Source organism: Sphingopyxis flava (assembly GCF_900168005.1).
Taxonomy (GTDB): domain Bacteria; phylum Pseudomonadota; class Alphaproteobacteria; order Sphingomonadales; family Sphingomonadaceae; genus Sphingopyxis; species Sphingopyxis flava.
In genome coordinates this window covers 1-21732 of the sequence record NZ_FUYP01000023.1, presented here as the reverse complement: position 1 = coordinate 21732, position 21732 = coordinate 1, and the positions used below count along the sequence as shown (strand labels likewise).

Genomic DNA, 21732 nt, shown 5'->3' with positions numbered 1-21732 from the left:
CAGTTGGTTGCGCACCGATTGCGGCGGGGGCTCCGCGGCCCCATATTGGCCTTGATGGCCATCCAGATTCGCACCTCGCTCGACGAAATCGATACAGCCGAGGGCTATGTCCCGCACCGCCCCGCGCGTCCCGACAAGGTCGAGGGCGGCAAGCGCTTCGAGCTCCTTAGCGACTATGAGCCTGCGGGCGACCAGCCGACCGCGATCCGCGAACTTGTCAATACCGCACGCGCGGGCGAGCGCGATCAGGTGCTGCTCGGTGTCACCGGGTCGGGCAAGACCTTCACCATGGCCAAGGTGATCGAGGAACTGCAGCGCCCCGCGCTGATCCTCGCCCCGAACAAGATCCTCGCCGCTCAGCTTTATGGCGAGTTCAAAAGCTTCTTTCCGAACAATGCGGTCGAATATTTCGTCAGCTATTACGACTATTATCAGCCCGAAGCCTATGTGCCGCGCTCGGATACATACATCGAGAAGGAAAGCAGCGTAAACGAGGCCATCGACCGCATGCGCCACTCGGCGACGCGCGCGCTGCTCGAACGCGACGATGTGATTATCGTCGCGTCTGTCTCGTGCCTTTATGGCATCGGGTCGGTTGAAACCTATTCGGCGATGATCTTCGATCTGAAGAAGGGCCAGGTTGTCGACAGCCGCGAGATCATCCGCAAGCTCGTCGCACTCCAGTACAAGCGCAACGACCAGGCGTTCGCGCGCGGCAATTTCCGCGTGCGCGGCGACAGCCTCGAGATCTTTCCCTCGCACTATGAAGACATGGCGTGGCGCGTCAGCTTTTTCGGCGACGAGATCGAGGAAATCACCGAGTTCGATCCGTTGACCGGGAAAAGGATCGCCAGCCTCAATCATGTCCGCGTCTATGCAAACAGCCACTATGTTACCCCGGGGCCAACGCTCAAGCAGGCAACCGAGGCGATCCGTCACGAACTGGCCGAGCGTCTCAAGGAACTCGAAGCCGAGGGGCGCCTGCTCGAAGCCCAGCGTCTTGAACAGCGTACCAATTTCGACCTTGAAATGATCGCGGCGACCGGAAGCTGCGCCGGGATCGAGAATTACAGCCGCTTCCTCACCGGCCGCCTCCCCGGCGAGCCGCCACCGACGCTGTTTGAATATCTGCCCGACAATGCGCTGCTCTTCGTCGACGAGAGCCATCAGACGATCCCGCAGATCGGCGCGATGTCCAAGGGCGACCATCGCCGCAAGATCACGCTTGCCGAATATGGCTTCCGCCTGCCCTCCTGCATCGACAACCGCCCCTTGCGCTTTGCCGAATGGGATCTGATGCGTCCGCAGACCGTGAGCGTCTCGGCGACGCCAGGAACCTGGGAGATGGAGCGCACGCAGGGCGTCTTTGCCGAGCAGGTGATCCGCCCCACCGGCCTCATCGACCCGCCGGTCGAGATCAAGCCGGTTGAAGAGCAGGTCGACGACCTGATCGCCGAGGCGAAGAAGACCGCCGCGACGGGCTACCGGACGCTGGTAACGACGCTGACAAAGCGAATGGCCGAGGATCTGACCGAGTTTCTGCACGAGGCGGGCCTCAAGGTCCGCTACATGCACTCGGATGTCGAGACGCTCGAACGCATCGAGATCATCCGCGACCTGCGCCTTGGCGTGTTCGATGTGCTCGTGGGCATCAACCTCCTGCGTGAAGGGCTCGACATCCCCGAATGCGGGCTCGTTGCGATCCTCGATGCTGACAAGGAAGGGTTCCTGCGCAGCGAAACCAGCCTCGTCCAGACGATCGGCCGCGCCGCGCGCAACGTCGATGGCCGCGTCATCCTCTATGCCGACCGCATCACGGGCAGCATGGAGCGCGCGATGCGCGAGACCGACCGCCGCCGCGCCAAGCAGCTCGCCTATAATGAAGAGCATGGCATCACGCCCGAAAGCGTGAAGAAGCAGATTGGCGATATCATCGCGCATGTCGCATCAAAGGATGGCGTCACCATCGAGCTTGGCGACGACCGGCCCGATCATATGGTCGGCCACAATCTGCGCGCCTACATCGCCGAGCTCGAAAAGAAGATGCGCGACGCTGCGGCAGACCTCGAGTTCGAAGAAGCGGGGCGCCTGCGCGATGAAATACGCCGGCTCGAGGCCGATGAACTCGGACTGCCGCCCGACCAGCAGGTCGCCCCGATGGTCGGGCGCTCGAACGAGGGCAAGCCCGGCACGCGCAAGGGTCGCTTTGGCAAGCAGAGCCGGACCAAATGGGGGCGCTAGCGCCCCCCCGCGATCCTTCCGCTCAGCGCAGCACGCCTTTCCCCGTCTGGCGCCGCGCATAATAAAGGAGCGCAATCTCGATCAGCCAGATGACCAGGGTGGTAAACATCGGGCCGGGGCCGAACAATTGGGTAAGGTCAACGGGTGACAGAGCGAACTGATAGAGGGTGCTGAAAGCAAGGCCCGCGAGCGACACGATGAAGGCCGTCACCGCATGGCGGCTACGCAGCACCAGCAGCAGCGACCCTGCAAAAGCCCCCCATACGCCGAACGCCCAGGCCGCCGTCGCCCAGCTGGGCGTCGAGTCGAAATAGGCGATCTGTTCGGGGGTCAGCTGGGCGAAGTCGCGCAGCCACCACATATTCTTGAGGTTGGTCATCATATAGTCAGTGACGCCAAAGCCGTTCCACAGGAGCGAAAGCATCCCGACAACCCACAAATGCCAAGGCGTTCTGACCGTCCCGTTCATGGCAAGCCCCTCCCCTTTTTTGAGCGCGCCCAATCTAACATGCTTTACCGGGACGCGGAACTTGATTGTGTCGGCATGACGCGCTTCCCCCTTGGCAAGCCGGGGCGGCCGCGCGATAGGCGCGCCATGTGCGTCGTTGCCCTCGCCTGGCGGGTCCATCCGGACTGGCCCCTGATCCTCGTCGGCAATCGCGATGAATTTCATGCGCGACCGAGCGCTGCGCTTGCAGCCTGGAACGATGGCAGCGGCATCGTTGGGGGACGCGATCTCAAGGCGGGCGGGACGTGGCTGGGCGCGCATCGACCAAGCGGCCGCGTCGTCGTCGTCACCAACGTGCGCGGCGCGATGCCCGATCCGGCGAAGGAATCACGCGGCGCTCTGGTGGTCGACATGCTGCGCGGCGATGGCCGCTTCGCCGAGCCCGCGGCAGCCGATCTCGAGCGCTTCAATGCCTTCAACCTGTTTGCCGTCGACGGGAAGGCGCGTCTCCTTACCAACCGGCCGTGCGCGCAGATCCTGTCGCTCGAGCCGGGCGTCCATGCGCTCGCCAATGAGCCCATCGATCAGCCCTGCCCGCGGGCCGAGCGGCTTCGCGCGGCGCTCGGTGCCGTGGTGAGCGCCGGCATGGCCCCCGATCGTCTCCTCGACACGCTCACCGCGACGGACGATCCAGCGCTGTTCCTCGAAGGCGGCGTCTATGGCACCCGCTGCTCGACCCTCGTCGCGCTTGCCGCCGATGGCAGCATCAAAATGACCGAGCGCAGATATGAAGCGGGCGGCCGTCCCGCTGGAACGACCGCCCTTGAATTTTGCGTGGGCTGAACCCCGCTATTATTTCGGCGCCAGCACCATCAGCATCTGGCGGCCCTCGGTGCGCGGGTGAGCCTCGACCTTCGCAACATCGGCGGTCATTTCCGCAACGCGCTGAAGGACGTTGAGGCCAAGCTGGGTATGGCTCATCTCGCGGCCGCGAAAGCGCATGGTCATCTTGACCTTGTCGCCTTCCTCGAGGAAGTCGAAAACCTTCTTCATCTTCACGTCGAAGTCATGGTCGTCGATGTTCGGACGCATCTTGATCTCCTTGATCTCCTGCGTCTTCTGGCTCTTGCGCGCGGCATTCGCCTTTTTCTGGGCCTCGTACTTATACTTGCCCACATCGAGGAATTTGCACACCGGCGGATCGGCGTTCGGGGAGACTTCGACCAGATCGAGGCCGACTTCGGCCGCCTGTTCGATCGCTTCGGCAGTCAGCATTACGCCCAGATTTTCGCCTTCCTCGTCGATCACGCGGACCTTGGGGGAGGCGATGAATTCATTATATCGCGGGCCGTTCTTCGGCGGCATCGGCGCCAGCGGGCGGCGGGTCATGGGCGGGCGTATAGCTGTATCTCCTGAAAACATAGAACGCGGCGCGCTGCATCGTCACGCAGCGCGTCACGCGCTCATATAGTGAACGCAGGCGCCTCGTAAAGGCTGCCTGTGGCAAAGCGACCGCAGTTTTCGCCCGACTGTGGCGACGAAGTCACGCCCTGGCGCGGATTACCATTTGGTCGGAGCGGGGTCGATGACGCGGAATCCGCCCGCTCCGACCTCGCTGACCTCGAGCGCGCGCATCGCTATCCCGCGATTATCGAAGCGGAAAATGCCATCGATCCCGCCAAAGCCGTCGGGCGCGAGCAAGCGATTTACCGGAAAATTCGCACCCGGCTTCCAGTCGCGGGCGATTCGTACGGTGAGCAGCACCGCATCATAGCCAAGGCTCGAGAGGCGATAGGGCGCTTTGCCGTAGCGCTTGCGGTACTGCGTTGCCATCTGGCCATAAAGACCGTCTGAGACGCTCGCAAACCAGGCGCCGCGCATCGCCGCGCTCGCCCCGAGGGACGCATCGGTGTTCCAGCGCTCGGTCCCCAGGATCTGGCGTTCGCCATTGCTCTTGATCACCGGCACCGCGCGCACCGCATTCCCGCCGGCATCGGCGATCAGCACGGCATCCATGTCGCCCGCATTGGCAAGCCGGCGCGCCGCACCCGTCATTGCAGCCGCGCTATGATCATAGGATTCGACCGCGACGAGCGTGCCACCCGCCGCCTTCACCGCCGAACGGAAGGCGGCCGCCGAGCGCTCGCCATAAACATTCTTGGGGACCAGCGCGCCGAAGCGCACATGCCCCTTGCTGCGCGCGAAGGAGACGACGCGTTCGACCGACTGGCCGGGGACGAACCCCATGATGAAGACACCGTTGCCCGCCACGCTCGTGTCGTTCGAGAAGCTGAGCACGGGCACCTTCGCCGCGCGCGCGATCGGGGCGACCGAGCCGACATCCTCGCTGAGCAGCGGCCCCAGAATAAGCTTGTTGCCGTCGGCAATCGCCTGCCGCGCCGCGGCAGCGGCCCCGAGCGCGGTATCATAGGTGGTGATGCGAACCTTCTCGGCGCGCGCGTCGAGCAGCGCCATTGTCGTCGCATTGGCGATCGCGGTGCCGACGTCAGCGTTTGCACCCGTCTCGGGCACGAGCAGCGCGACGCGGTGACGATCGGTATCGGTCGGCAGGCCGGGCTCGATCGTCTCAGGCGCTTCGGGCGGCGGCGGCGGACCTGCGGTTTTTGGCACGACCTGACACGCCGCAAGCAGGCCGCCGAGCGCCATTACGCTCATTGCGCGCAGCAAATGCCGCCGCGGCGACGCATTGTCTTGGCGCAGCGCGGCAGTTTCTGCCATTTTCGGCGTCATGCCGGATTCGACCATCTCAAATTCTCCCTTGCCCGGTCTCTATATCGTGGCGACCCCCATCGGCAACCTTGGCGATATCAGCGCGCGCGCCGCTGCGGTGCTGGCGCGCGCCGACCTGATCGCGGCCGAGGATACGCGGGTGACCGCGAAGCTGCTTTCGCACCTGGGTTTGCGTGTTCCGATGACCCCCTATCACGATCACAGCGACGAACGCACCCGCGCCGATCTGGTTGCGCAAATGGCCGACAAGGTCGTGGCCTTGGTATCGGACGCGGGAACGCCGCTGATTTCGGATCCTGGATACAAGCTGGTCCGCGATGCGCGCGCCGCAGGAAGGCTCGTCACAACCCTTCCCGGTCCCTGCGCCGCGATCGCAGCGATCACTCTCTCGGGGCTACCGAGCGACCGCTTCCTTTTCGCAGGATTTCTCCCCTCCAAGGCAAAGGCACGCGCCGACACCATCGCCGAATTCGCCAGTCTGCGCGCCAGTCTCATCTTCTACGAAAGCGGGCCGCGCCTTGGCGCATCGCTCGCCGCGCTCGCCGAAGGCCTCGGGAACCGCGAGGCAGCGGTCGCGCGCGAGATCACGAAGCTCTACGAGGAATGCGTGACCGGCTCGCTCGCCGACCTTGCTGCGCGCTACACCGCAGCGCCGCCAAAGGGCGAGATTGTGATCGTCGTGGCGCCGCCCACCGAGGGCGCCGCCGAAGTGGCCGACGACGCGGTCGTCGATGCAGCGCTTCGCGCCGCGCTTGCAGCCCAGCCGGTATCGAGGGCAGCCAAAGAGGTCGCCAAGCGCTTCGGACGCAACCGGCACGCGGTCTACACCCGCGCGCTCGCGCTAAAGGAAGGCCTCTGATCCGGCGCCTGGGCGGCGCCGTGACGGGGCGCGGCCCAGCCGACGATCCAGGCGAGGCATCGATGATTTTCGGCGGCGCTGCACCGCTGTGATCCATAAAAGCGCTCGCGCCGCGCGTCGCCTGCACGGCAGATACGCGCATTGCCGGCGCAATGCTCCTTGCACCGGGACGCCTGGCGCGCCATCTGCACTGCGTCTGGCAACCCGAGGAGACCCTGATGACCCTGCGCGCCGCGGTGCAAATGGACCCGATGGATGGCATCAACATCGCGGGCGACAGCAGCTTCGCGCTGATGCTGAGCGCCAAGGAACGCGGGTACAGCCTTTTTCATTATGATGTCCGCTCGCTGACGTGGGAGGCGGGGCGGCTGACCGCGCGCGCGCATCCGGTGCTCGAGGTGCGGCGCGAGGCGGGCGCGCATTACCGCTTTGGCGAGCCCCAAACCCTCGATCTCGGCCGCGATGTCGACGTCGTGCTGATGCGCCAGGATCCGCCTTTCGACCTTGGGTATCTGACGGGCACCTGGCTGCTCGAGCGGATCGCGCACGAGACCCTCGTGGTCAATGATCCTGTCTCGGTACGCAACGCGCCCGAGAAGGTGTTCGTGCTCGATTTCGCCGAGTTCATGCCCCCGACAATGGTGACGCGCGATCTTGAGGCGGTGAAGGATTTTCACCAGCGCTACGGCGCGCTGGTAATCAAGCCGCTCCACGGCAACGGCGGCAAGGCCGTGTTCCGCATCGATGAGGCCGGCACGAACCTCGGCGCGCTCGTCGAACTGTTCGGGCAGGTGTGGCCTGAACCTTTCATGGTGCAGCAATTCCTCCCCAGCGTCAGCGAAGGCGACAAGCGCATCGTCCTGATCGACGGCGAAGTTGCGGGCGCAATCAATCGAAAGCCCGGCGAAGGCGAGTTTCGCTCGAACCTCGCGGTCGGCGGCTATGCTGAAGCCGCGACGCTCAGCCCGCGCGAGCAGGAGATCTGCGCCGCGCTCGGCCCGAGGCTTCGCGAGCGCGGACTGATCTTCGTCGGCATCGACGTCATCGGCGGTGAATGGCTCACCGAAATCAACGTGACCTCGCCGACCGGCATCGTCGCGATCGACCGCTTCAACGGCACCGACACGGCGGGAATGATCTGGGATGCGATCGCGCGGCGGATCGGTTGACGCGCCTCCCGCGTAGAGGTCGGCATGACCGCATTCATTCTCGATCTGATCCAGAGCTGGGGCTACGCTGGCATCTTCGTCCTGATGCTGCTCGAAAATGTGTTCCCGCCGATCCCGTCTGAAGTGATCATGGGCCTTGGCGGCATCGCGGTCGCCAAGGGGCGGTTTGATTTCTGGACGCTGATCGCGGTCGCGGTTGCCGGGACGAGCGCGGGCAATTGGGTCTGGTACGCAGTCGGGCGCTGGATTGGCTATGAACGGCTCAAACCCTTCGTCGACCGCCACGGACGCTGGCTGACGCTCGACTGGGCACAGGTCGAGCGGCTGCACGGCGGGTTCCTGAAATATGGCCCCGGCATCGTCTTCGCTGCGCGCTTCATGCCGGTCGCGCGGACGATGGTGTCGCTGCCCGCCGGGATGGTTCGGATGAACCAGGCAAAATTCCTAGCCTGGACGGCCGCAGGCTCGACGATCTGGATCACCGCGCTCGCGGGCGCGGGGAGCTGGTTTGGCGGCCGCTTCGCGAATCTCGACGCCTTTGTCGGCCCGGTTGCGCTGGTTGCTATCGGCTCGCTTGTTCTTCTCTACATTTACCGCGTCGTGACTTGGAAATCCAAGGAAAAAGGCGAGTGACAGGCCTCCAACCCACGCCCGCTCAAGCTGGGTGGCGCGCACGAAAGGGATCGGAATAACGGGACGCACGGGACCGGACGCTGCTGTCGACTGATCGTCGATATCGGCTTGCCGTTGCCGGTGATCGTCCAGTCGATCACCGCATTGTCTTGCTCGCTTCCGCCGCCTTGCACGTCGGCTCCTTCAGAAAAATCTCTCACGCCCGCGGATGCGCCGAGCGGTAGACATCGAGCAAATGCGCCGCATCGACCGCGGTATAGATCTGTGTCGAGGCGAGGCTCGCATGACCGAGCAACTCCTGCAAGCTGCGCAGGTCCGCGCCGCCTGCGAGGAGGTGCGTGGCAAAGCTGTGGCGCAGCGCATGCGGCGTCGTCCGCTCGGGCAGGCGCAAAGCGCGGCGGGCTGCACGCACGCTCGCGCGGACGACGCCCGGCTGAAGCGGGCCGCCGCGCGCGCCGAGAAAGAGGGGCGTTTCCTTGTCGATCGGCCAGGGACAGGCCGCGGCATAACGCGCCGCTGCCTTCGCGACCGCAGGCAGGATCGGGACGATGCGGGTTTTGCCGCGCTTGCCGGTGACGCGCAGCGTATCGCCGAGCGGCAGCGCCGCGCCCGTCAGCGACAGCGCCTCCCCGATGCGCAGACCAGCGCCGTAGAGCAGCAGCAGCAGCGCAAAATCGCGCGCGCCCACCCAGCCCTCGCGCGCAGTATCCTCAACATCCTGCGCCAGACCCATCACCTCGGCGGGCGCCACCGGGCGCGGCAGCCCTTTCTTGACGCGCGGCCCGCGCATCGCCGGCACGTGCGCGTTTGATCCCCCAACATAGCGCAGAAAGCTCCGCAGCGCCGAAAGCTCGCGCGCCGCCGACGCATTGCCAAGGCCTCCCGCGCGGCGGTCAGCGAGATAGGCGCGAAGATCATTGGGGTTCAGCGCGCTGAGCATGGCCTTGTCGACCGCGCCGCCGCGATGCTGCGACAGGAAGGCGCAGAAACGCTCTGCCGTCGCGATATAGGCGCGGCGGGTGTGGTCCGAGCGGCGCTTCTCATGCGCAAGATGCGCGTCCCAATCGCGGATCAGTCGGTCAGCCAAGCCAAATTCCATTCAGGCTGCGCATTCAAAGACCCCGCCCCTCCCCAGCCCTCAAAAGGGAAGAGCGGCCCCGCTTGAGGAAGCCTGGCACAAGGGTGCCAAGCGAAGGTCAGGCAGTCTTTGGGACAGACTAGCCCGTTCGAACCACCTCGGAAAGGATCGAGTCAAGGAGAAGTATCCCCTCATCGGTGACAATCAGCCGGTCGTCCCGCTGCCGCACCAGCCCCTGCGCCGCGAGCCGCTCTGCCGCCGCCGCATCGAAAAATCCCTCGCGCGCCAGTCCTGAGCGCCTCTCGACGCGGGCCAGGTCAACGCCTTCGGTAAGCCTGAGGCCCATCAGCATCGCCTCGGTTGCGCGTTCATGTGGCTGCAGATCGCTCTCGATCCTCAGCCCGTGTCCGCTGCGCTCAACCGCTGCGATAAAATTCTCGGGCTTCTTGTGCCGCTCGCTCGCCTGCGCGAGCCGCCGCCCATGCGCGCCGGGACCGATGCCGGCATAATCGCCATAGCGCCAGTACGTGAGATTGTGCCGGCTCTCCTCGCCGGGCCTTGCATGGTTCGACACTTCGTAGCGCGGCAGGCCGGCAGCGCGCGTCATGGCCTGCGTCACGTCGAAGAGATCGGCGGCGACGTCGCCGTCGGGAAGGACGAGCTCGCCCTTTGCCGCAAGCGCCCAGAACCGCGTGCCGGGCTCGATCGTGAGCTGATAAAGCGAGAGATGCCCGGTGCCAAAGGCAAGCGCTTCGCCAAGCTCGGCCTCCCAATCCGAAAGCGACTGTCCGGGGCGCGCATAGATGAGATCGAAACTCGTGCGGGCAAAGGAGGCTTGCGCGGCCGCAATCGCCCGCCGCGCTTCCTCGCCGCTGTGCGCGCGCCCAAGAAAGGCAAGAACCTCCGGGTCAAAGCTCTGAACGCCTATCGATATGCGATTGACGCCTGCGGCGGCGAGATCGGCAAAGGCTGCAACTTCGACCGAATTGGGGTTCGCCTCGAGCGTGATCTCGCAATCGTCCGCGAGCCCCCACAGAGCCTCCGCCTCGGCGATTATGGCGGCGACGGTCGCGGGCGGCATCAGGCTTGGCGTTCCGCCTCCGAAGAAGATGGAGGAGACGCGCCGCTTTCCAAGCAGCGCCGCCTCATACCGCAGATCCGCGAGCAACGCGGCGCGCCAGGCGTCCTGATCGACGCGATCGCGCACATGGCTGTTGAAGTCGCAATAGGGGCATTTGCTTACGCAAAAGGGCCAATGGACATAAAGGGCAAGCGGTTCGGCCATCGCCCGCGCCCTACTCGCTTTCTGTGCGCACGCCAAAGACTGAAATGCCCCGCGCAGGGCATCAGGGCGCGAGCAGATGCGCGATAGGCACGCGAATATCGGCGGGCCACCCGGCGATCGCGGCCATGAGCACCGCAATGTCGCCCCGGTTAAGCGCGCGCAAGGCCGTCTCAGAGCCGGGCCGGTCGCCGCAGACATGGCTCATGAATTGATAGGCCGCGTCGGCGCTGCTTCGCCTCCGGGGCTTTCTTGCTCGCAGCTTCGACCAGCCGCCTCAGCGTCGCCGGCGCACCGCCGGCCTGCGCGGCGAGCCAGCCCCAATGCCGAGGCAGCAAGGTGACGTCGCGCGTCTTGACGCCGAGCCGCGGGCATCCCGCGGATGGCGGCGGCGCCTTGCCAGCGCCCAATAATCGAGGTCGGTCAATCGCCCGGTCGCATCCTCGAAAACAAGGATGGCGCCAAGATCGCCGGGATAAGGTTCCTCCAGGAGGCGCGTCGCCTCCGCGCGGGGGCCTCACGCGAGCATGGTATCGCGAAGAAAGGGCGTGACGCTATCATGTTCCTGCGTCATGTCGCCGCATTACACCCGGGCAAGACCCCGTCCATATTACCCGGGGATAATCATCCGCCGAACGCGCCTGCCACCAGCTTTGCAAATGCATCGGCCCGGTGACTGATCCGATGCTTTTCTGCAGGATCCATCTCCGCAAACGTCAAGGCCATGCCATCGGGGATGAAGACAGGGTCATAGCCAAAGCCTAGCTCGCCTCGCGGCGGCCAGGTGAGATGGCCGTTTGCGGCGCCTTCATAAATATCGGCATGGCCGTCGGGCCAGGCGAGCGCCAGGGTACAGACAAAGCGCGCGCTGCGGTCGACATCCGTCCCCTGCTCGGCCAGGAGCCCCTCGACCTTGCCCATCGCAAGATACCAGTCGCGCCCTTTCTCACCCTCGAACCATTGCCGCTCGGCCCAGTCGGCGGTGTAGACCCCGGGCCGCCCGCCGAGCGCGCTCACCTCGAGCCCGCTGTCGTCGGCGAGCGCAGGAAGGCCCGACGCTGAAGCGCTCGCGTGGGCCTTCAAAAGCGCATTCTCACGAAAGCTCGCCCCCGTTTCCTCGGGCTCTGGAAGGCCAAGATCGCCCGCCGACACCGGCGCGATCCCGAAAGGTTCCAAAAGCGCACGGATCTCGCGCACCTTGCCGGCATTGTGACTTGCGATGACGAGCGTGCCGGGGGCGAGCCTGCGCGTCATCTCAGCGTCCGGTGGCCTTCGCCTGCGCGGCGAAGACGTCAGCGCAGCCGATGCGCGCCAGGCGCAGCAGGCGGAGCAGGCCTTCCTCATCATAGGTCGCGCCTTCGGCGCTTGCCTGGACCTCGACGATCTGCCCCTTGCCGGTCAGCACGAAGTTGCCGTCGGCTTCGGCATTCGAATCCTCGTCATAGTCGAGGTCGAGCACCGGTGTGCCGTTGTAGATGCCGCATGAAATCGCCGCGACCTTGTCCTCGATCGGATCCTCGGTGAGGGCGCCGGCTGCGATCAGCTTGTCGACCGCGAGACGGAGCGCGACCCACGCGCCCGAAATCGACGCCGTGCGCGTCCCGCCGTCGGCCTGTATTACGTCGCAGTCGATGACGATCTGACGCTCGCCGAGCTTGGCCATGTCAACAACGGCGCGCAAGGACCGGCCAATGAGCCGCTGGATTTCCTGGGTGCGCCCCGACTGCTTGCCCTTCGCCGCCTCACGGCTTCCGCGCGTGTGCGTCGCGCGCGGGAGCATGCCATATTCGGCTGTGACCCAGCCCTGCCCCTTGCCGCGCAGGAAGGGCGGCACCTTCTCCTCAACGCTGGCAGTCACCAGCACCTTGGTGTTGCCGAAGGCGACGAGGACGCTGCCCTCGGCGTGGATGGTGAAATCGGGCTCGATGGTGATGGTGCGCATCTGGTCGGGCGCACGGCCGGAAGGGCGCATGAAAATTCCTTTCGATTGAAGATTGCCGCCGCCCTTAGGCCCGCGCGATCATCCGCTCAACCGCATACGGAAGAAATCTAGGATTTCATCGCGCGCCTCGATCGTGGGCTCCCCTGCCTCGTCGATGAGGTGGAGCGTGACGACGCTGTGCGGATTCTTCATCGGGCTGTCGGGGTTGGCGGCGCTATCGGGAAGCACGCGGCCGACGAAACGATCCCCAAGCGCGGCCTCATAGGCCGCAAAGCGCGCGGCCTTGCAGAATTTATCGCCTTCAAAACGGTAGGCGAGGACGGTCAGATCCTCCGCCTCCATCCGCGCCTTGACGGCCGCGAGTTCCTCGGGCGCGATGTGCATGCCTGACGCATCGCCGAGCGGCAGCGAGGGCTGCGCAAGCACCGGCGCAAGGACCGCGGGCTCGAGCATCATCGAGAGCGCGAAATTCCCCGTAAAGCACATGCCGATCGCCCCCACTCCCTTGCCGCCGCATTCGGCGTGCGCAAGCGCTGCAAGTTCGCGCAGCCAGCGCGTCGCAGGCGAGCTTTCATTGGCCTGAAAGGCGCGAAACTGCCGGCTCATGCATCCACCGATCATGGTGAACAGCGCCCCGGGCATGCGCGGCACCGCGCCATCCTTCCCGAAGATATGCGGCATATAGACGGTGAAGCCCGCGTCGCGGACCCAGCGCGCGAAGCGCGCGACATGCGGACTGATGCCGGGCATCTCGGTCATCACGATCACCGCAGGGCCGCTCCCCATCGTGTAGACGCGGTGCTTGCGGCCGAGCAGCGCGATATCGCGATGCTCGAAATCGTCGAGCGGATCGTCCTCATTCAGCGAGCGCGTCATCCGGTCATCCTCCCCGGCGGGGAGGCTAACAGGAGCTGCGCTTATAGAAACCCCAATTTGTCATCTCCGACAGCGCCTGGGACGCGCCGGTAATCCTCTAACGCGGCAGTGATGCAGCCTCGCGCGCCAGCGCTTCGACCTTTTGAGGATCGAGCGGACCGGGCGGAACGACCCAGCTCCCGCCGACGCAGAGCACCGCATCAAGCGCGAGCCATTCGGGGGCGCTCGCGGCCGTGATGCCGCCGGTCGGACAGAAACGCGCCTGGCCGAAGGGACCCGCAAGCGCCCTCAAGGCCCCAATGCCGCCGCTCGTTGAAGCCGGGAAAAATTTGAAGTGGGTGAGGCCAAGGTCGAGGCCGCGCATGATGTCGCTCGCATTGGCCGTGCCAGGAAGGAAGGGAATGCCGCTCGCGACTGCCGCCTGGCCGAGATTGTCCGTGAGACCGGGCGAGACGATGAACTCGGCGCCCGCCGCGATCGCCCCGCTTAGCATCTGCGGATCAACTACGGTGCCAGCGCCGACAATGGCGCGCGCCACCTTCTTCATCGCCTGGAGCGCATCGAGCGCGGCTGCCGTGCGCAGCGTCACCTCGAGCACTGGAAGGCCGCCCGCGACGAGCGCCTCGGCCATGGGCACAGCATCCTCGACCCGGTCGATGACGATGACCGGAATGACCGGCGCAAGTGCCATGATCTGCTCGATGCCTGATTTTGTCATGTTCAAACTTCTCTTTCCTTGGATCCCGGCGAACGCCAGGATGGGGACGTCTTCGCTTTGTCCGGCCGCCAGCGATCGCGGCGCCCTTTGCGAATGATGGACCGTCAGGTGACGCTGTCCATCGCTGCCAATATGGCCGAGCCGCCTTTTTCTGCCTCGTCCGCGTGGATGCGGAACAAGGCGAAGAGCTCGCGCCCGACACCGAGGGCAGGCGGCGGCGGTGCGGCGGGGGTTCGCGCCGCCCACTCAGCTTCGCTGACGAGCGCAGCCACTTCGCCTTTTCGCGCGCAAACACGCACGAGATCGCCGTCGCGCAAATAGGCGAGCGGGCCGCTCTTGCCGTCGACGCCCGGTAGCGCCTCGGGCGAAAGATGGATCGCCGCGGGCACTTTCCCGCTCGCGCCCGACATGCGCCCGTCGGTGAGGAGCGCAACGCGGTATCCCTTGTCCTGGAGGACCCCGAGCGGCGGGGTCAGCTTGTGGAGTTCGGGCATGCCATTGGCGCGCGGCCCCTGGAAGCGCACGACGACCACCACATCGCGGTCGAGTTCGCCGGCCTTGAACGCCTCGATGACCTCATTCTGATCGTCGAAGATGCGCGCGGGCGCCTCGATCGTCCACCGGTCCTCAGCTACCGCGCTCGTTTTGATGATCGCGCGCCCCAAATTGCCGGCCAGAAGCCGCATTCCTCCGTCGGGGGAGAAGGGCTCGGCCGCCGGACGCAGCATCGCCTCGTCGCGGGACAAGGCGGGCGCGGCTTCCCAGCGCAGCTCATCGCCCTCGAGCACCGGTTCGCTTGCATAGGCCTCGATCGACCCGCTGACGGTGAGGATGTCGCCGTGGAGCAGTCCGGCATTCAGGAGTTCGCGCGCGACAAAGCCGATCCCGCCTGCGGCGCGAAAATCATTCACGTCGCCCGCGCCATTGGGATAGACGCGCGCGAGCAGCGGCACCGCATGGCTGAGTTCGTCAAAGTCCTGCCAGTCGATCAGGATCCCCGCAGCGCGCGCAATCGCGGGCAGATGGATGGCATGGTTCGTCGAGCCGCCTGTTGCCAGGAGACCGACCGCTGCGTTGACGATGGCCTTTTCATCGACGCAGCGCGCAAGCGGGCGATAGTCATCGCCGTCCCACCCGATCTCGGTCAGCCGGTGCGTCGCAGCGCGGGTCAGCTCCTGGCGCAGCTTCGTGCCGGGATTGACGAATGCGCTCCCCGGCACGTGCAGCCCCATCAGCTCCATCATCATCTGGTTGCTGTTCGCTGTTCCGTAGAAGGTGCAGGTGCCGGCACTATGGTAGGAGGCCGCCTCGGCATCGAGGAGTTCGTCGCGGCTCGCCTTGCCTTGCGCGTAGAGCTGGCGAACACGCTGCTTTTCCCTGTTCGCAAGACCCGAGGGCATCGGCCCCGCAGGCACGAGGATCGTGGGCAGATGGCCAAAGCGCAGCGCCCCGATGAGAAGGCCAGGAACAATCTTGTCGCAAATGCCAAGGAGGAGTGCGCCTTCGAACATGGCATGACTGAGCGCAATCGCGGTCCCGTGCGCGATCGTGTCGCGGCTGAAGAGCGAGAGGTCCATCCCCGCCTGCCCCTGCGTCACGCCGTCGCACATCGCGGGCACGCCGCCCGCGACCTGCGCCGTCGCGCCCTTCTCGCGCGCCGCAAGCTTGATCTGCTCGGGATAGCGGCCATAGGGCTGATGCGCCGAGAGCATGTCGTTATAGGCGGTAACGATGCCGATATTCATCGCCCTCCCGCCGCGGATCACCGGCTTGTCGTCCCCTGCCGCTGCGAAACCATGCGCAAGATTGCCGCACGAGAGCACGCCGCGATTGGTTCCGGCCTCGCGCTGGCGCTCCATCAGCGCAAGATAGGCGGCGCGGCGCTCGGCGCTGCGGCGGATGATGCGCTCGGTCACGCGGGCGATGGCGGGATGAAGCGTGGTCATGATAATTCCAATCCCCCCGCCCCAATGGGGCAAGGGATGTGCAGGCAGAACAGCGCGCTGCGCCGCCTGGGCAGGGTGTGAACAGGAAGAGTGGGCGGCAAAGCAATTTTAAGGTCCCTCACGCGCTTCGGGCTTGCAGCAGCAGGGCAAGGGCCGATCCGCCTCACCCGGCGCGCGAAGGAACCACCTTCAATCATGCCAGCTCGCCCCGTCACGCTCGATCAGCGCGATCGCCGCGGACGGGCCCCAGCTTCCGGCGGTATAATTTTGCGGTGCAAGGTCAACGGCCGCCCAGGCATTGCGGATCGAATCGATCCACTCCCACTGCGCCTCGACCTCGTCGCGGCGCACAAACAGCGTCTGGTCGCCTTCGATGAAATCAAGCAGCAACCGCTCGTAGGCGATCCGCCGCCGCTCGCCAGCAAAGCTGTGCGAGAGCGAGACGTCGAGATTGACCTCCTTCAGCCGAACGCCATCGCGGTCGAGGCCCGGCTGCTTTGCCATGACCTTGACGCGGATATTCTCTTCGGGCTGCAGATTGATGATCATCACATTGGGGTCGAGCCTGGGCGCGCCGACGCGCGCGAAGATATTGTGCGGCACCGGCTTGAACTGGATCAGCACCTCGGACTGGCGCTGTGGCATGCGCTTGCCGGTACGCAGGTAGAAGGGCACGCCCTTCCAGCGCCAATTGTCGATAAACGCCTTCAAGGCGACGAAGGTTTCCGTGTTCGACGGCTTTCCAAGTTCATCGGCATAGCCCGCGACTGCCTGCCCGCCCACCGCTCCGCTCGTATATTGGCCCTTTACGCTCAAGGATTTGACGTCTTCGGCGCGCATCTTGCGCAAGCTGCGAAGAAGCTTCACCTTCTCGTCGCGCACCGCTGTGGCCGATACGCTGGCGGGCGGCTCCATGGCGATGATCGCAAGAAGCTGGAGCATGTGGTTCTGCACCATGTCGCGAAGTGCGCCGACCCCGTCATAATAGGAGACGCGCCCCTCAAGCCCCACGGTCTCGGCAACTGTGATCTGGACATGGTCGATCGCCTGCGCGTTCCAGAGCGGCTCGAACAACATGTTGGCAAATCGCAGCGCGAGCAGGTTCTGCACCGTTTCCTTGCCAAGATAATGGTCGATACGGAACACGCGGTCTTCAGCGAAGGCATCGCCGACCTGGGCATTCACCTCGCGCGATGAGGCAAGGTCGTGGCCGATCGGCTTTTCCATCGCGATGCGGCATTCGGCGCACGCGATATTCGCTGCCGCAAGCCCCTGTGCAATCGGCCCGAACATCGATGGCGGGGTCGAAAGATAGACACCGATGGGGCGGGTCATGCGATCGCCGAGCATGGCGGCAAGTTCATCATAGCCCGTGCCCGAGCCTGCATCGACCGGGCAATAGTCAATCCTCTCAAGGAAGCTCTCGGCCATGGCAGCATCGATGCGGTCTTCGGTGAGATGCTCGCCGAGCGCCTCGCGCACCTGCGACTGGAAGGCGGCGCGTTCGAGGGGGCTTCTTCCCGACCCGATGATCGTCAGCGTGTCGGCGAGCAAGCCGTCCATGTGGAGATTGTAGAGCGAGGGGAACAGCATCCGGTGCGCAAGATCGCCCGTGGCCCCGAACAATATCAATGTTTCGACTTTGACGCTCACGCGCTCTCCCCTTGGATATCCGACCGAAAACTGGCCGATGCACCGCTTGATTGCAACGCGCATACGTAGGCCGCATAGCTTTGCAGAAGCTGGCCTTGTCGGCCAGACAGCCCTAGGAAGCAACGCCATGACCGACCCCGTGCCGCCCTATGACGTCATCGTGATCGGTGGCGGGGTCAATGGCGCAGGGGTTGCCCGCGACGCAGCAGGACGCGGCGGCAGGGTGCTGCTGCTCGAGGCGGGCGACCTTGGAGGCGGCACCTCGTCGGCGTCGACAAAGCTGATCCACGGCGGCCTTCGATATCTGGAACATTATGAATTCGCGCTGGTGCGCGAGGCGCTGAAAGAGCGCGAGCGATTGTGGGGCATCGCCCCCCACATCATCCGCCCGATGCGCTTCGTCCTCCCTTATCGCGATGGCCTGAGGCCGCGCTGGCTGCTGAGGCTCGGGCTCTTCCTCTACGATCATATCGGCGGACGAAGGCGGCTGCCTGCAACGCGCTCGGTCGACCTTCGCGTTCATCCCGCCGGCGCGCCGCTCCAGAGCCGCTATCGCAAAGGCTTTGAATATTCCGACGCTGCGGTGGACGACGCGCGGCTCGTCCTTCTCAACGCGCGCGATGCGGCGGACAAGGGCGCGCGCATCCGCACCCGCACGCGCGCCGCGATGTTGCGCGTCGAGGATGGACTATGGATCGTCGAGGCGAGCGGCGAAAGGGAACAGGCCTACCGCTTTTCCGGACGCAGCCTCGTCAACGCCGCCGGCCCCGAGGTTCTCGATGTCCTTCGCCGGGCCGCAGCGCCGCCCGATTACAGGATGCGGCTGGTGCGCGGCTCGCACATCGTCGTGCGCCGCATCTTCGATCATGACTATGCCTATTTCTTTCAGCTCCCCGACGGGCGCATCTTCTTTGCCATTCCCTATGAGCGCGATTTCACGCTGATCGGCACCACCGACCAGGACCATGAAGGCCCCCTGGATAATATCCATGCAAGCGCGGAAGAAATCGAATATCTTTGCAACGGCGCAAACCAGTATTTTCGCGCAGCGCTCACCCCTTCCGACGTGGTGTGGACCTATTCAGGCGTTCGCCCGCTCATCGAAGACGGGTCGGGAAAGCCCGAGGCAGCGACGCGCGGCTACCGCATCGACCTTGACTGCGAGGAGGGCGCTCCGCTCCTCACCATCTATGGCGGGAAGATCACGAGCTACCGTCATGTCGCCGAACATGCAGTCGACGAACTTGCAGCGCACGTCCCCGCCCTCTCAGGACCCCGCTGGACCGGAGAGGCGCCGCTGCCCGGCGGGGATTTTCCGGTTGATGGCCTTGCGGCGCTCACCGCCGAACTTCGCCAGTCGCACCCCTTCCTCACCCCCGCTACTGCGGAGCGCATCGCGCGCGCTCACGGCACCGGGGCGCGGGCCTGGCTCGGCAATGCGCAAAGCTGGGATGATCTTGGCGGCGAAATCGGGCACGGTCTCTCGGCGGCCGAGACCGAATGGATGGTCACGCGCGAATGGGCGCGCACGAGCGAGGATATACTCTGGCGCCGCAGCAAGCTCGGGCTGCGCTTCACCGAGGCGGAGGCCGAAGGGCTCGAGGCCTGTCTCCGTGCGATCCTGGCAAGGCCGGCGCTTCCCGAATAATCCTTCGTCAACCCGGGCGAGGTCCAGGATCCCGCTCGCCCTCGAGCGAGACGCTGAACCCAGCCCGGAATTACGGACGGATCAGGCGGCCTCGACCGCAGCTTCGGCGGGCAGGCGGATCATATAGTCGAACGCCGACAGCGCCGCCTTCGACCCTTCGCCCATTGCGATGACAATCTGCTTGTAGGGCACGGTCGTACAGTCGCCCGCGGCGAAGATTCCAGGCTGGCTTGTTGCGCCGCGATGGTCGACCTCGATCTCGCCGCGCTGGGACAAGGCAACGCTGTCCTTGAGCCATTCGGTATTGGGGACAAGCCCGATCTGGACGAAGATGCCTTCAAGCTCGACCTGATGGAGTTCGCCCTTGCCGCGGTCCTTGTACGACAGGCCCGTTACCTTCGTGCCGTCGCCGAGCACTTCGGTCGTCATCGCCGAGGTGATGATCTTGACGTTGGAGAGGCTCGCAAGCTTGCGTTGCAACACCGCGTCGGCGCGAAGCTCGCTGTCAAATTCGATGAGCGTTACATGCGCGACGATGCCGGCAAGGTCGATCGCCGCCTCGACGCCGCTGTTGCCGCCGCCGATCACCGCGACGCGCTTGCCCTTGTAGAGCGGGCCATCACAGTGCGGACAATAGGCAACGCCCTTGTTGCGATATTCTTCTTCGCCCGGCACGCCGAGCTGACGCCAGCGGGCGCCGGTCGAAAGGATCACGGTCCGAGCCTTCAGCGACGCGCCGTTTGCAAGGCGCACTTCGTGCAGACCGCCTTCGCGCTCGGCGGGGATCAGCTTTTCGGCGCGCTGCAGGTTCATGACGTCGACGTCATAGTCTTTGACATGCTGCTCGAGCTGCGCGACGAGCCTGGGTCCCTCGGTGTGCGGAACCGAGATGAAATTTTCGATCGCCATCGTGTCGAGCACCTGCCCGCCGAAACGTTCCGCAGCGATGCCGGTGCGGATCCCCTTGCGCGCCGCATAGATGGCGGCCGCGGCGCCCGCGGGCCCGCCGCCGACAACGAGAACGTCGAACGCATCCTTGGCCGCGATCTTCTCGGCCGCCTTCGCTTCAGCGCCCGTGTCAAGCTTGGCAAGGATCTGTTCAAGCTCCATCCGGCCCTGGCCGAAATTCTCCCCATTGAGGAAGATTGTCGGCACGGCCATCACCTGGCGTCTCTCGACCTCGCTCTGGAAGAGGCCGCCGTCGATTGCCGTGTGCGTTATGCGCGGATTGACGACGCTCATCAGGTTCAAGGCCTGCACGATGTCGGGGCAATTCTGGCACGAGAGCGAAAAATAGGTCTCGAAATGATAGTCGCCCTCAAGCGCGCGAACCTGGTCGATCACCTCGGGCGCGACCTTGGGCGGATGGCCCCCGACCTGCAGCAGCGCCAGCACGAGCGAGGTGAATTCGTGGCCGAGCGGAATGCCCGCGAAGCGTACCGCGATTTCGGGGTGACCGACGCGGCGTATGAGGAAGCTCGGGCGGCGCGCATCGTCGTCGGCACGCTCCACGCTGACCTTGTCGGAGAGCGCGGCGACTTCGTCGAGAAGATCCGCGAGCTCAGCCGACTTCGCGCCACCGTCGAGCGACGAGACAAGTTCAATCGGTTCACGAAGATTCGTGAGGAGGCCTTGAAGCTGCTGCTTCAGATTGGCGTCGAGCATGGGAGAGCTCCTTTGGGAATAGGTAAGGGCATCCGCGGGCCCGCGCACAGGCGGGCCCGGGGGCAGCAGGCCGCATGCGTGCGGCCTGCCCCGTCCCCGCGTCCGGGGGGACGGGACACCGGTTCACGGCTTAGATCTTGCCGACGAGGTCGAGCGAAGGCGCAAGCGTTTCAGCGCCCTCTTCCCACTTCGCGGGGCAGACTTCACCCGGGTGGCTGACCCAATATTGCAGCGCCTTGATTTTGCGCAGCAGCTCAGCCGCGTTGCGGCCCACACCCTCGGGGGTGATTTCAAGCAGCTGGATCTCGCCTTCGGGGTCGAGAACGAAGGTGCCGCGGTCCGCGAGGCCGACACCTTCGCGCAGCACTTCGAAGTTGTTCGACAGCACGTGGTTCTGGTCGCCCACCATGTAGTAGTTGATCTTGCCGATCGCCGGCGAGGTGTCGTGCCAGGCCTTGTGGCAGAAATGCGTATCGGTCGACACCGAATAGACCTCGACGTTCATCTTCTGGAGAGTAGGATAGATGTCAGCGAGATCTTCGAGTTCGGTCGGACAGACGAAAGTGAAATCAGCGGGATAGAAGAAGAAAACTGCCCACTTGCCCTTCACATCGGCATCGGTGATGTCGACGAACTTGCCGTCCTTGAACGCGGTAGCCTTAAAGGGTTTGAGGGTCGTATTGAGAACGGACATGAAAAACTCCTTGGTTGTCGGGAGCCCTCTTCTACCCACATTTCCCAAGTAAGGCGCTGATTTCGCTGTCCTGACCATTATATTTCCTATATAAAACATGGTGTTGAAGGCTGCGAGGGGCGCGTTTCA

The 21732-nt window shown here is 64.9% G+C and carries 19 protein-coding genes and 1 pseudogene; 6 read left to right on the top strand and 14 right to left on the bottom strand.

All coding sequences use genetic code 11. From position 1 onward, the window contains the following. Nucleotides 1-54 precede the first annotated feature (54 nt). Nucleotides 55-2241, top strand: a complete 2187-nt coding sequence (gene uvrB, locus B5X69_RS15615) for an excinuclease ABC subunit UvrB (protein WP_079639582.1) — start codon at nucleotides 55-57, stop codon at nucleotides 2239-2241. A 22-nt stretch (nucleotides 2242-2263) separates the two neighbouring features. Here uvrB and B5X69_RS15610 read toward each other — a convergent pair whose 3' ends face one another. Continuing rightward, nucleotides 2264-2710 carry a hypothetical protein gene (locus tag B5X69_RS15610; protein ID WP_079639619.1) on the bottom strand — a complete coding sequence of 149 codons (447 nt, stop codon included), beginning with the start codon at nucleotides 2708-2710 and terminating at the stop codon, nucleotides 2264-2266. A 126-nt stretch (nucleotides 2711-2836) separates the two neighbouring features. Between B5X69_RS15610 and B5X69_RS15605 the strand changes: the two genes are divergently transcribed. Next, nucleotides 2837-3532 (top strand): NRDE family protein, encoded by a 696-nt coding sequence (locus B5X69_RS15605; protein WP_079639581.1) that lies wholly within the window; start codon nucleotides 2837-2839, stop codon nucleotides 3530-3532. A gap of 9 nt (nucleotides 3533-3541) precedes the next feature. On the opposite strand, the gene infC is transcribed toward B5X69_RS15605, so the two are convergent. After that, on the bottom strand, nucleotides 3542-4078 hold the full coding sequence (infC, locus tag B5X69_RS15600; protein WP_079639580.1) for a translation initiation factor IF-3: 537 nt from the start codon (nucleotides 4076-4078) through the stop codon (nucleotides 3542-3544). A 171-nt stretch (nucleotides 4079-4249) separates the two neighbouring features. Next, entirely contained in the window at nucleotides 4250-5365 is a 1116-nt protein-coding gene (locus tag B5X69_RS15595) for a penicillin-binding protein activator (RefSeq protein ID WP_245798774.1), read from the bottom strand. A 73-nt stretch (nucleotides 5366-5438) separates the two neighbouring features. Between B5X69_RS15595 and rsmI the strand changes: the two genes are divergently transcribed. The 3 genes from rsmI to B5X69_RS15580 all read left to right on the top strand — a co-directional run bounded on the left by rsmI (nucleotide 5439) and on the right by B5X69_RS15580 (nucleotide 8101). Beyond that, nucleotides 5439-6299, top strand: coding sequence for a 16S rRNA (cytidine(1402)-2'-O)-methyltransferase (gene rsmI / locus B5X69_RS15590; RefSeq protein ID WP_079639579.1), 861 nt, complete (start codon nucleotides 5439-5441; stop codon nucleotides 6297-6299). A 218-nt stretch (nucleotides 6300-6517) separates the two neighbouring features. Beyond that, entirely contained in the window at nucleotides 6518-7468 is a 951-nt protein-coding gene (gene gshB / locus B5X69_RS15585; RefSeq protein ID WP_079639617.1) for a glutathione synthase, read from the top strand. 24 nt (nucleotides 7469-7492) lie between these two features. Beyond that, nucleotides 7493-8101 carry a DedA family protein gene (locus tag B5X69_RS15580; protein WP_079639578.1) on the top strand — a complete coding sequence of 203 codons (609 nt, stop codon included), beginning with the start codon at nucleotides 7493-7495 and terminating at the stop codon, nucleotides 8099-8101. Nucleotides 8102-8297: 196 nt separating this feature from the next. Here B5X69_RS15580 and B5X69_RS15575 read toward each other — a convergent pair whose 3' ends face one another. The 9 genes and pseudogenes from B5X69_RS15575 to zwf form a co-directional block, all read right to left on the bottom strand. Next, nucleotides 8298-9188, bottom strand: a complete 891-nt coding sequence (locus tag B5X69_RS15575; protein ID WP_245798770.1) for a tyrosine-type recombinase/integrase — start codon at nucleotides 9186-9188, stop codon at nucleotides 8298-8300. Nucleotides 9189-9318: 130 nt separating this feature from the next. Then, nucleotides 9319-10464 carry a radical SAM family heme chaperone HemW gene (hemW, locus tag B5X69_RS15570; protein WP_079639576.1) on the bottom strand — a complete coding sequence of 382 codons (1146 nt, stop codon included), beginning with the start codon at nucleotides 10462-10464 and terminating at the stop codon, nucleotides 9319-9321. A 61-nt stretch (nucleotides 10465-10525) separates the two neighbouring features. Further along, nucleotides 10526-10982 (bottom strand): annotated as a pseudogene (locus B5X69_RS22455) (DUF2239 family protein). A 103-nt stretch (nucleotides 10983-11085) separates the two neighbouring features. Beyond that, on the bottom strand, nucleotides 11086-11715 hold the full coding sequence (gene rdgB, locus B5X69_RS15560) for an RdgB/HAM1 family non-canonical purine NTP pyrophosphatase (protein WP_079639575.1): 630 nt from the start codon (nucleotides 11713-11715) through the stop codon (nucleotides 11086-11088). Between the two features lies 1 nt (nucleotide 11716). Continuing rightward, nucleotides 11717-12433 carry a ribonuclease PH gene (rph, locus tag B5X69_RS15555; protein WP_079639574.1) on the bottom strand — a complete coding sequence of 239 codons (717 nt, stop codon included), beginning with the start codon at nucleotides 12431-12433 and terminating at the stop codon, nucleotides 11717-11719. 48 nt (nucleotides 12434-12481) lie between these two features. Continuing rightward, entirely contained in the window at nucleotides 12482-13279 is a 798-nt protein-coding gene (locus tag B5X69_RS15550) for a dienelactone hydrolase family protein (RefSeq protein WP_079639573.1), read from the bottom strand. A 97-nt stretch (nucleotides 13280-13376) separates the two neighbouring features. After that, nucleotides 13377-13997, bottom strand: a complete 621-nt coding sequence (gene eda, locus B5X69_RS15545) for a bifunctional 4-hydroxy-2-oxoglutarate aldolase/2-dehydro-3-deoxy-phosphogluconate aldolase (RefSeq protein WP_079639572.1) — start codon at nucleotides 13995-13997, stop codon at nucleotides 13377-13379. Between the two features lie 104 nt (nucleotides 13998-14101). After that, nucleotides 14102-15943 carry a phosphogluconate dehydratase gene (edd, locus tag B5X69_RS15540; protein ID WP_079639571.1) on the bottom strand — a complete coding sequence of 614 codons (1842 nt, stop codon included), beginning with the start codon at nucleotides 15941-15943 and terminating at the stop codon, nucleotides 14102-14104. A gap of 189 nt (nucleotides 15944-16132) precedes the next feature. Then, nucleotides 16133-17536 (bottom strand): glucose-6-phosphate dehydrogenase, encoded by a 1404-nt coding sequence (gene zwf, locus B5X69_RS15535; RefSeq protein ID WP_245798773.1) that lies wholly within the window; start codon nucleotides 17534-17536, stop codon nucleotides 16133-16135. Nucleotides 17537-17723: 187 nt separating this feature from the next. On the opposite strand from zwf, the gene glpD reads away from it, so the two are divergent. Beyond that, complete coding sequence (gene glpD, locus B5X69_RS15530; RefSeq protein WP_079639569.1) at nucleotides 17724-19244, top strand: glycerol-3-phosphate dehydrogenase; 1521 nt, start codon at nucleotides 17724-17726, stop codon at nucleotides 19242-19244. 81 nt (nucleotides 19245-19325) lie between these two features. On the opposite strand, the gene ahpF is transcribed toward glpD, so the two are convergent. Next, nucleotides 19326-20909 carry an alkyl hydroperoxide reductase subunit F gene (gene ahpF / locus B5X69_RS15525; protein ID WP_079639568.1) on the bottom strand — a complete coding sequence of 528 codons (1584 nt, stop codon included), beginning with the start codon at nucleotides 20907-20909 and terminating at the stop codon, nucleotides 19326-19328. 130 nt (nucleotides 20910-21039) lie between these two features. Beyond that, complete coding sequence (gene ahpC / locus B5X69_RS15520; protein WP_079639567.1) at nucleotides 21040-21603, bottom strand: alkyl hydroperoxide reductase subunit C; 564 nt, start codon at nucleotides 21601-21603, stop codon at nucleotides 21040-21042. Nucleotides 21604-21732: the final 129 nt, after the last annotated feature.

Excerpts from the sequence above, each read along its gene's own strand:
- uvrB (WP_079639582.1), top strand. The coding sequence starts at position 55 with ATGGCCATCCAGATTCGCACCTCGCTCGACGAAATCGATACAGCCGAG.
- B5X69_RS15610 (WP_079639619.1), bottom strand. The coding sequence starts at position 2,710 with ATGAACGGGACGGTCAGAACGCCTTGGCATTTGTGGGTTGTCGGGATG.
- B5X69_RS15605 (WP_079639581.1), top strand. The coding sequence starts at position 2,837 with ATGTGCGTCGTTGCCCTCGCCTGGCGGGTCCATCCGGACTGGCCCCTG.
- infC (WP_079639580.1), bottom strand. The coding sequence starts at position 4,078 with ATGACCCGCCGCCCGCTGGCGCCGATGCCGCCGAAGAACGGCCCGCGA.
- B5X69_RS15595 (WP_245798774.1), bottom strand. The coding sequence starts at position 5,365 with ATGAGCGTAATGGCGCTCGGCGGCCTGCTTGCGGCGTGTCAGGTCGTG.
- rsmI (WP_079639579.1), top strand. The coding sequence starts at position 5,439 with ATGCCGGATTCGACCATCTCAAATTCTCCCTTGCCCGGTCTCTATATC.
- gshB (WP_079639617.1), top strand. The coding sequence starts at position 6,518 with ATGACCCTGCGCGCCGCGGTGCAAATGGACCCGATGGATGGCATCAAC.
- B5X69_RS15580 (WP_079639578.1), top strand. The coding sequence starts at position 7,493 with ATGACCGCATTCATTCTCGATCTGATCCAGAGCTGGGGCTACGCTGGC.
- hemW (WP_079639576.1), bottom strand. The coding sequence starts at position 10,464 with ATGGCCGAACCGCTTGCCCTTTATGTCCATTGGCCCTTTTGCGTAAGC.
- rdgB (WP_079639575.1), bottom strand. The coding sequence starts at position 11,715 with ATGACGCGCAGGCTCGCCCCCGGCACGCTCGTCATCGCAAGTCACAAT.
- rph (WP_079639574.1), bottom strand. The coding sequence starts at position 12,433 with ATGCGCCCTTCCGGCCGTGCGCCCGACCAGATGCGCACCATCACCATC.
- B5X69_RS15550 (WP_079639573.1), bottom strand. The coding sequence starts at position 13,279 with ATGACGCGCTCGCTGAATGAGGACGATCCGCTCGACGATTTCGAGCAT.
- eda (WP_079639572.1), bottom strand. The coding sequence starts at position 13,997 with ATGACAAAATCAGGCATCGAGCAGATCATGGCACTTGCGCCGGTCATT.
- edd (WP_079639571.1), bottom strand. The coding sequence starts at position 15,943 with ATGACCACGCTTCATCCCGCCATCGCCCGCGTGACCGAGCGCATCATC.
- zwf (WP_245798773.1), bottom strand. The coding sequence starts at position 17,536 with ATGCTGTTCCCCTCGCTCTACAATCTCCACATGGACGGCTTGCTCGCC.
- glpD (WP_079639569.1), top strand. The coding sequence starts at position 17,724 with ATGACCGACCCCGTGCCGCCCTATGACGTCATCGTGATCGGTGGCGGG.
- ahpF (WP_079639568.1), bottom strand. The coding sequence starts at position 20,909 with ATGCTCGACGCCAATCTGAAGCAGCAGCTTCAAGGCCTCCTCACGAAT.
- ahpC (WP_079639567.1), bottom strand. The coding sequence starts at position 21,603 with ATGTCCGTTCTCAATACGACCCTCAAACCCTTTAAGGCTACCGCGTTC.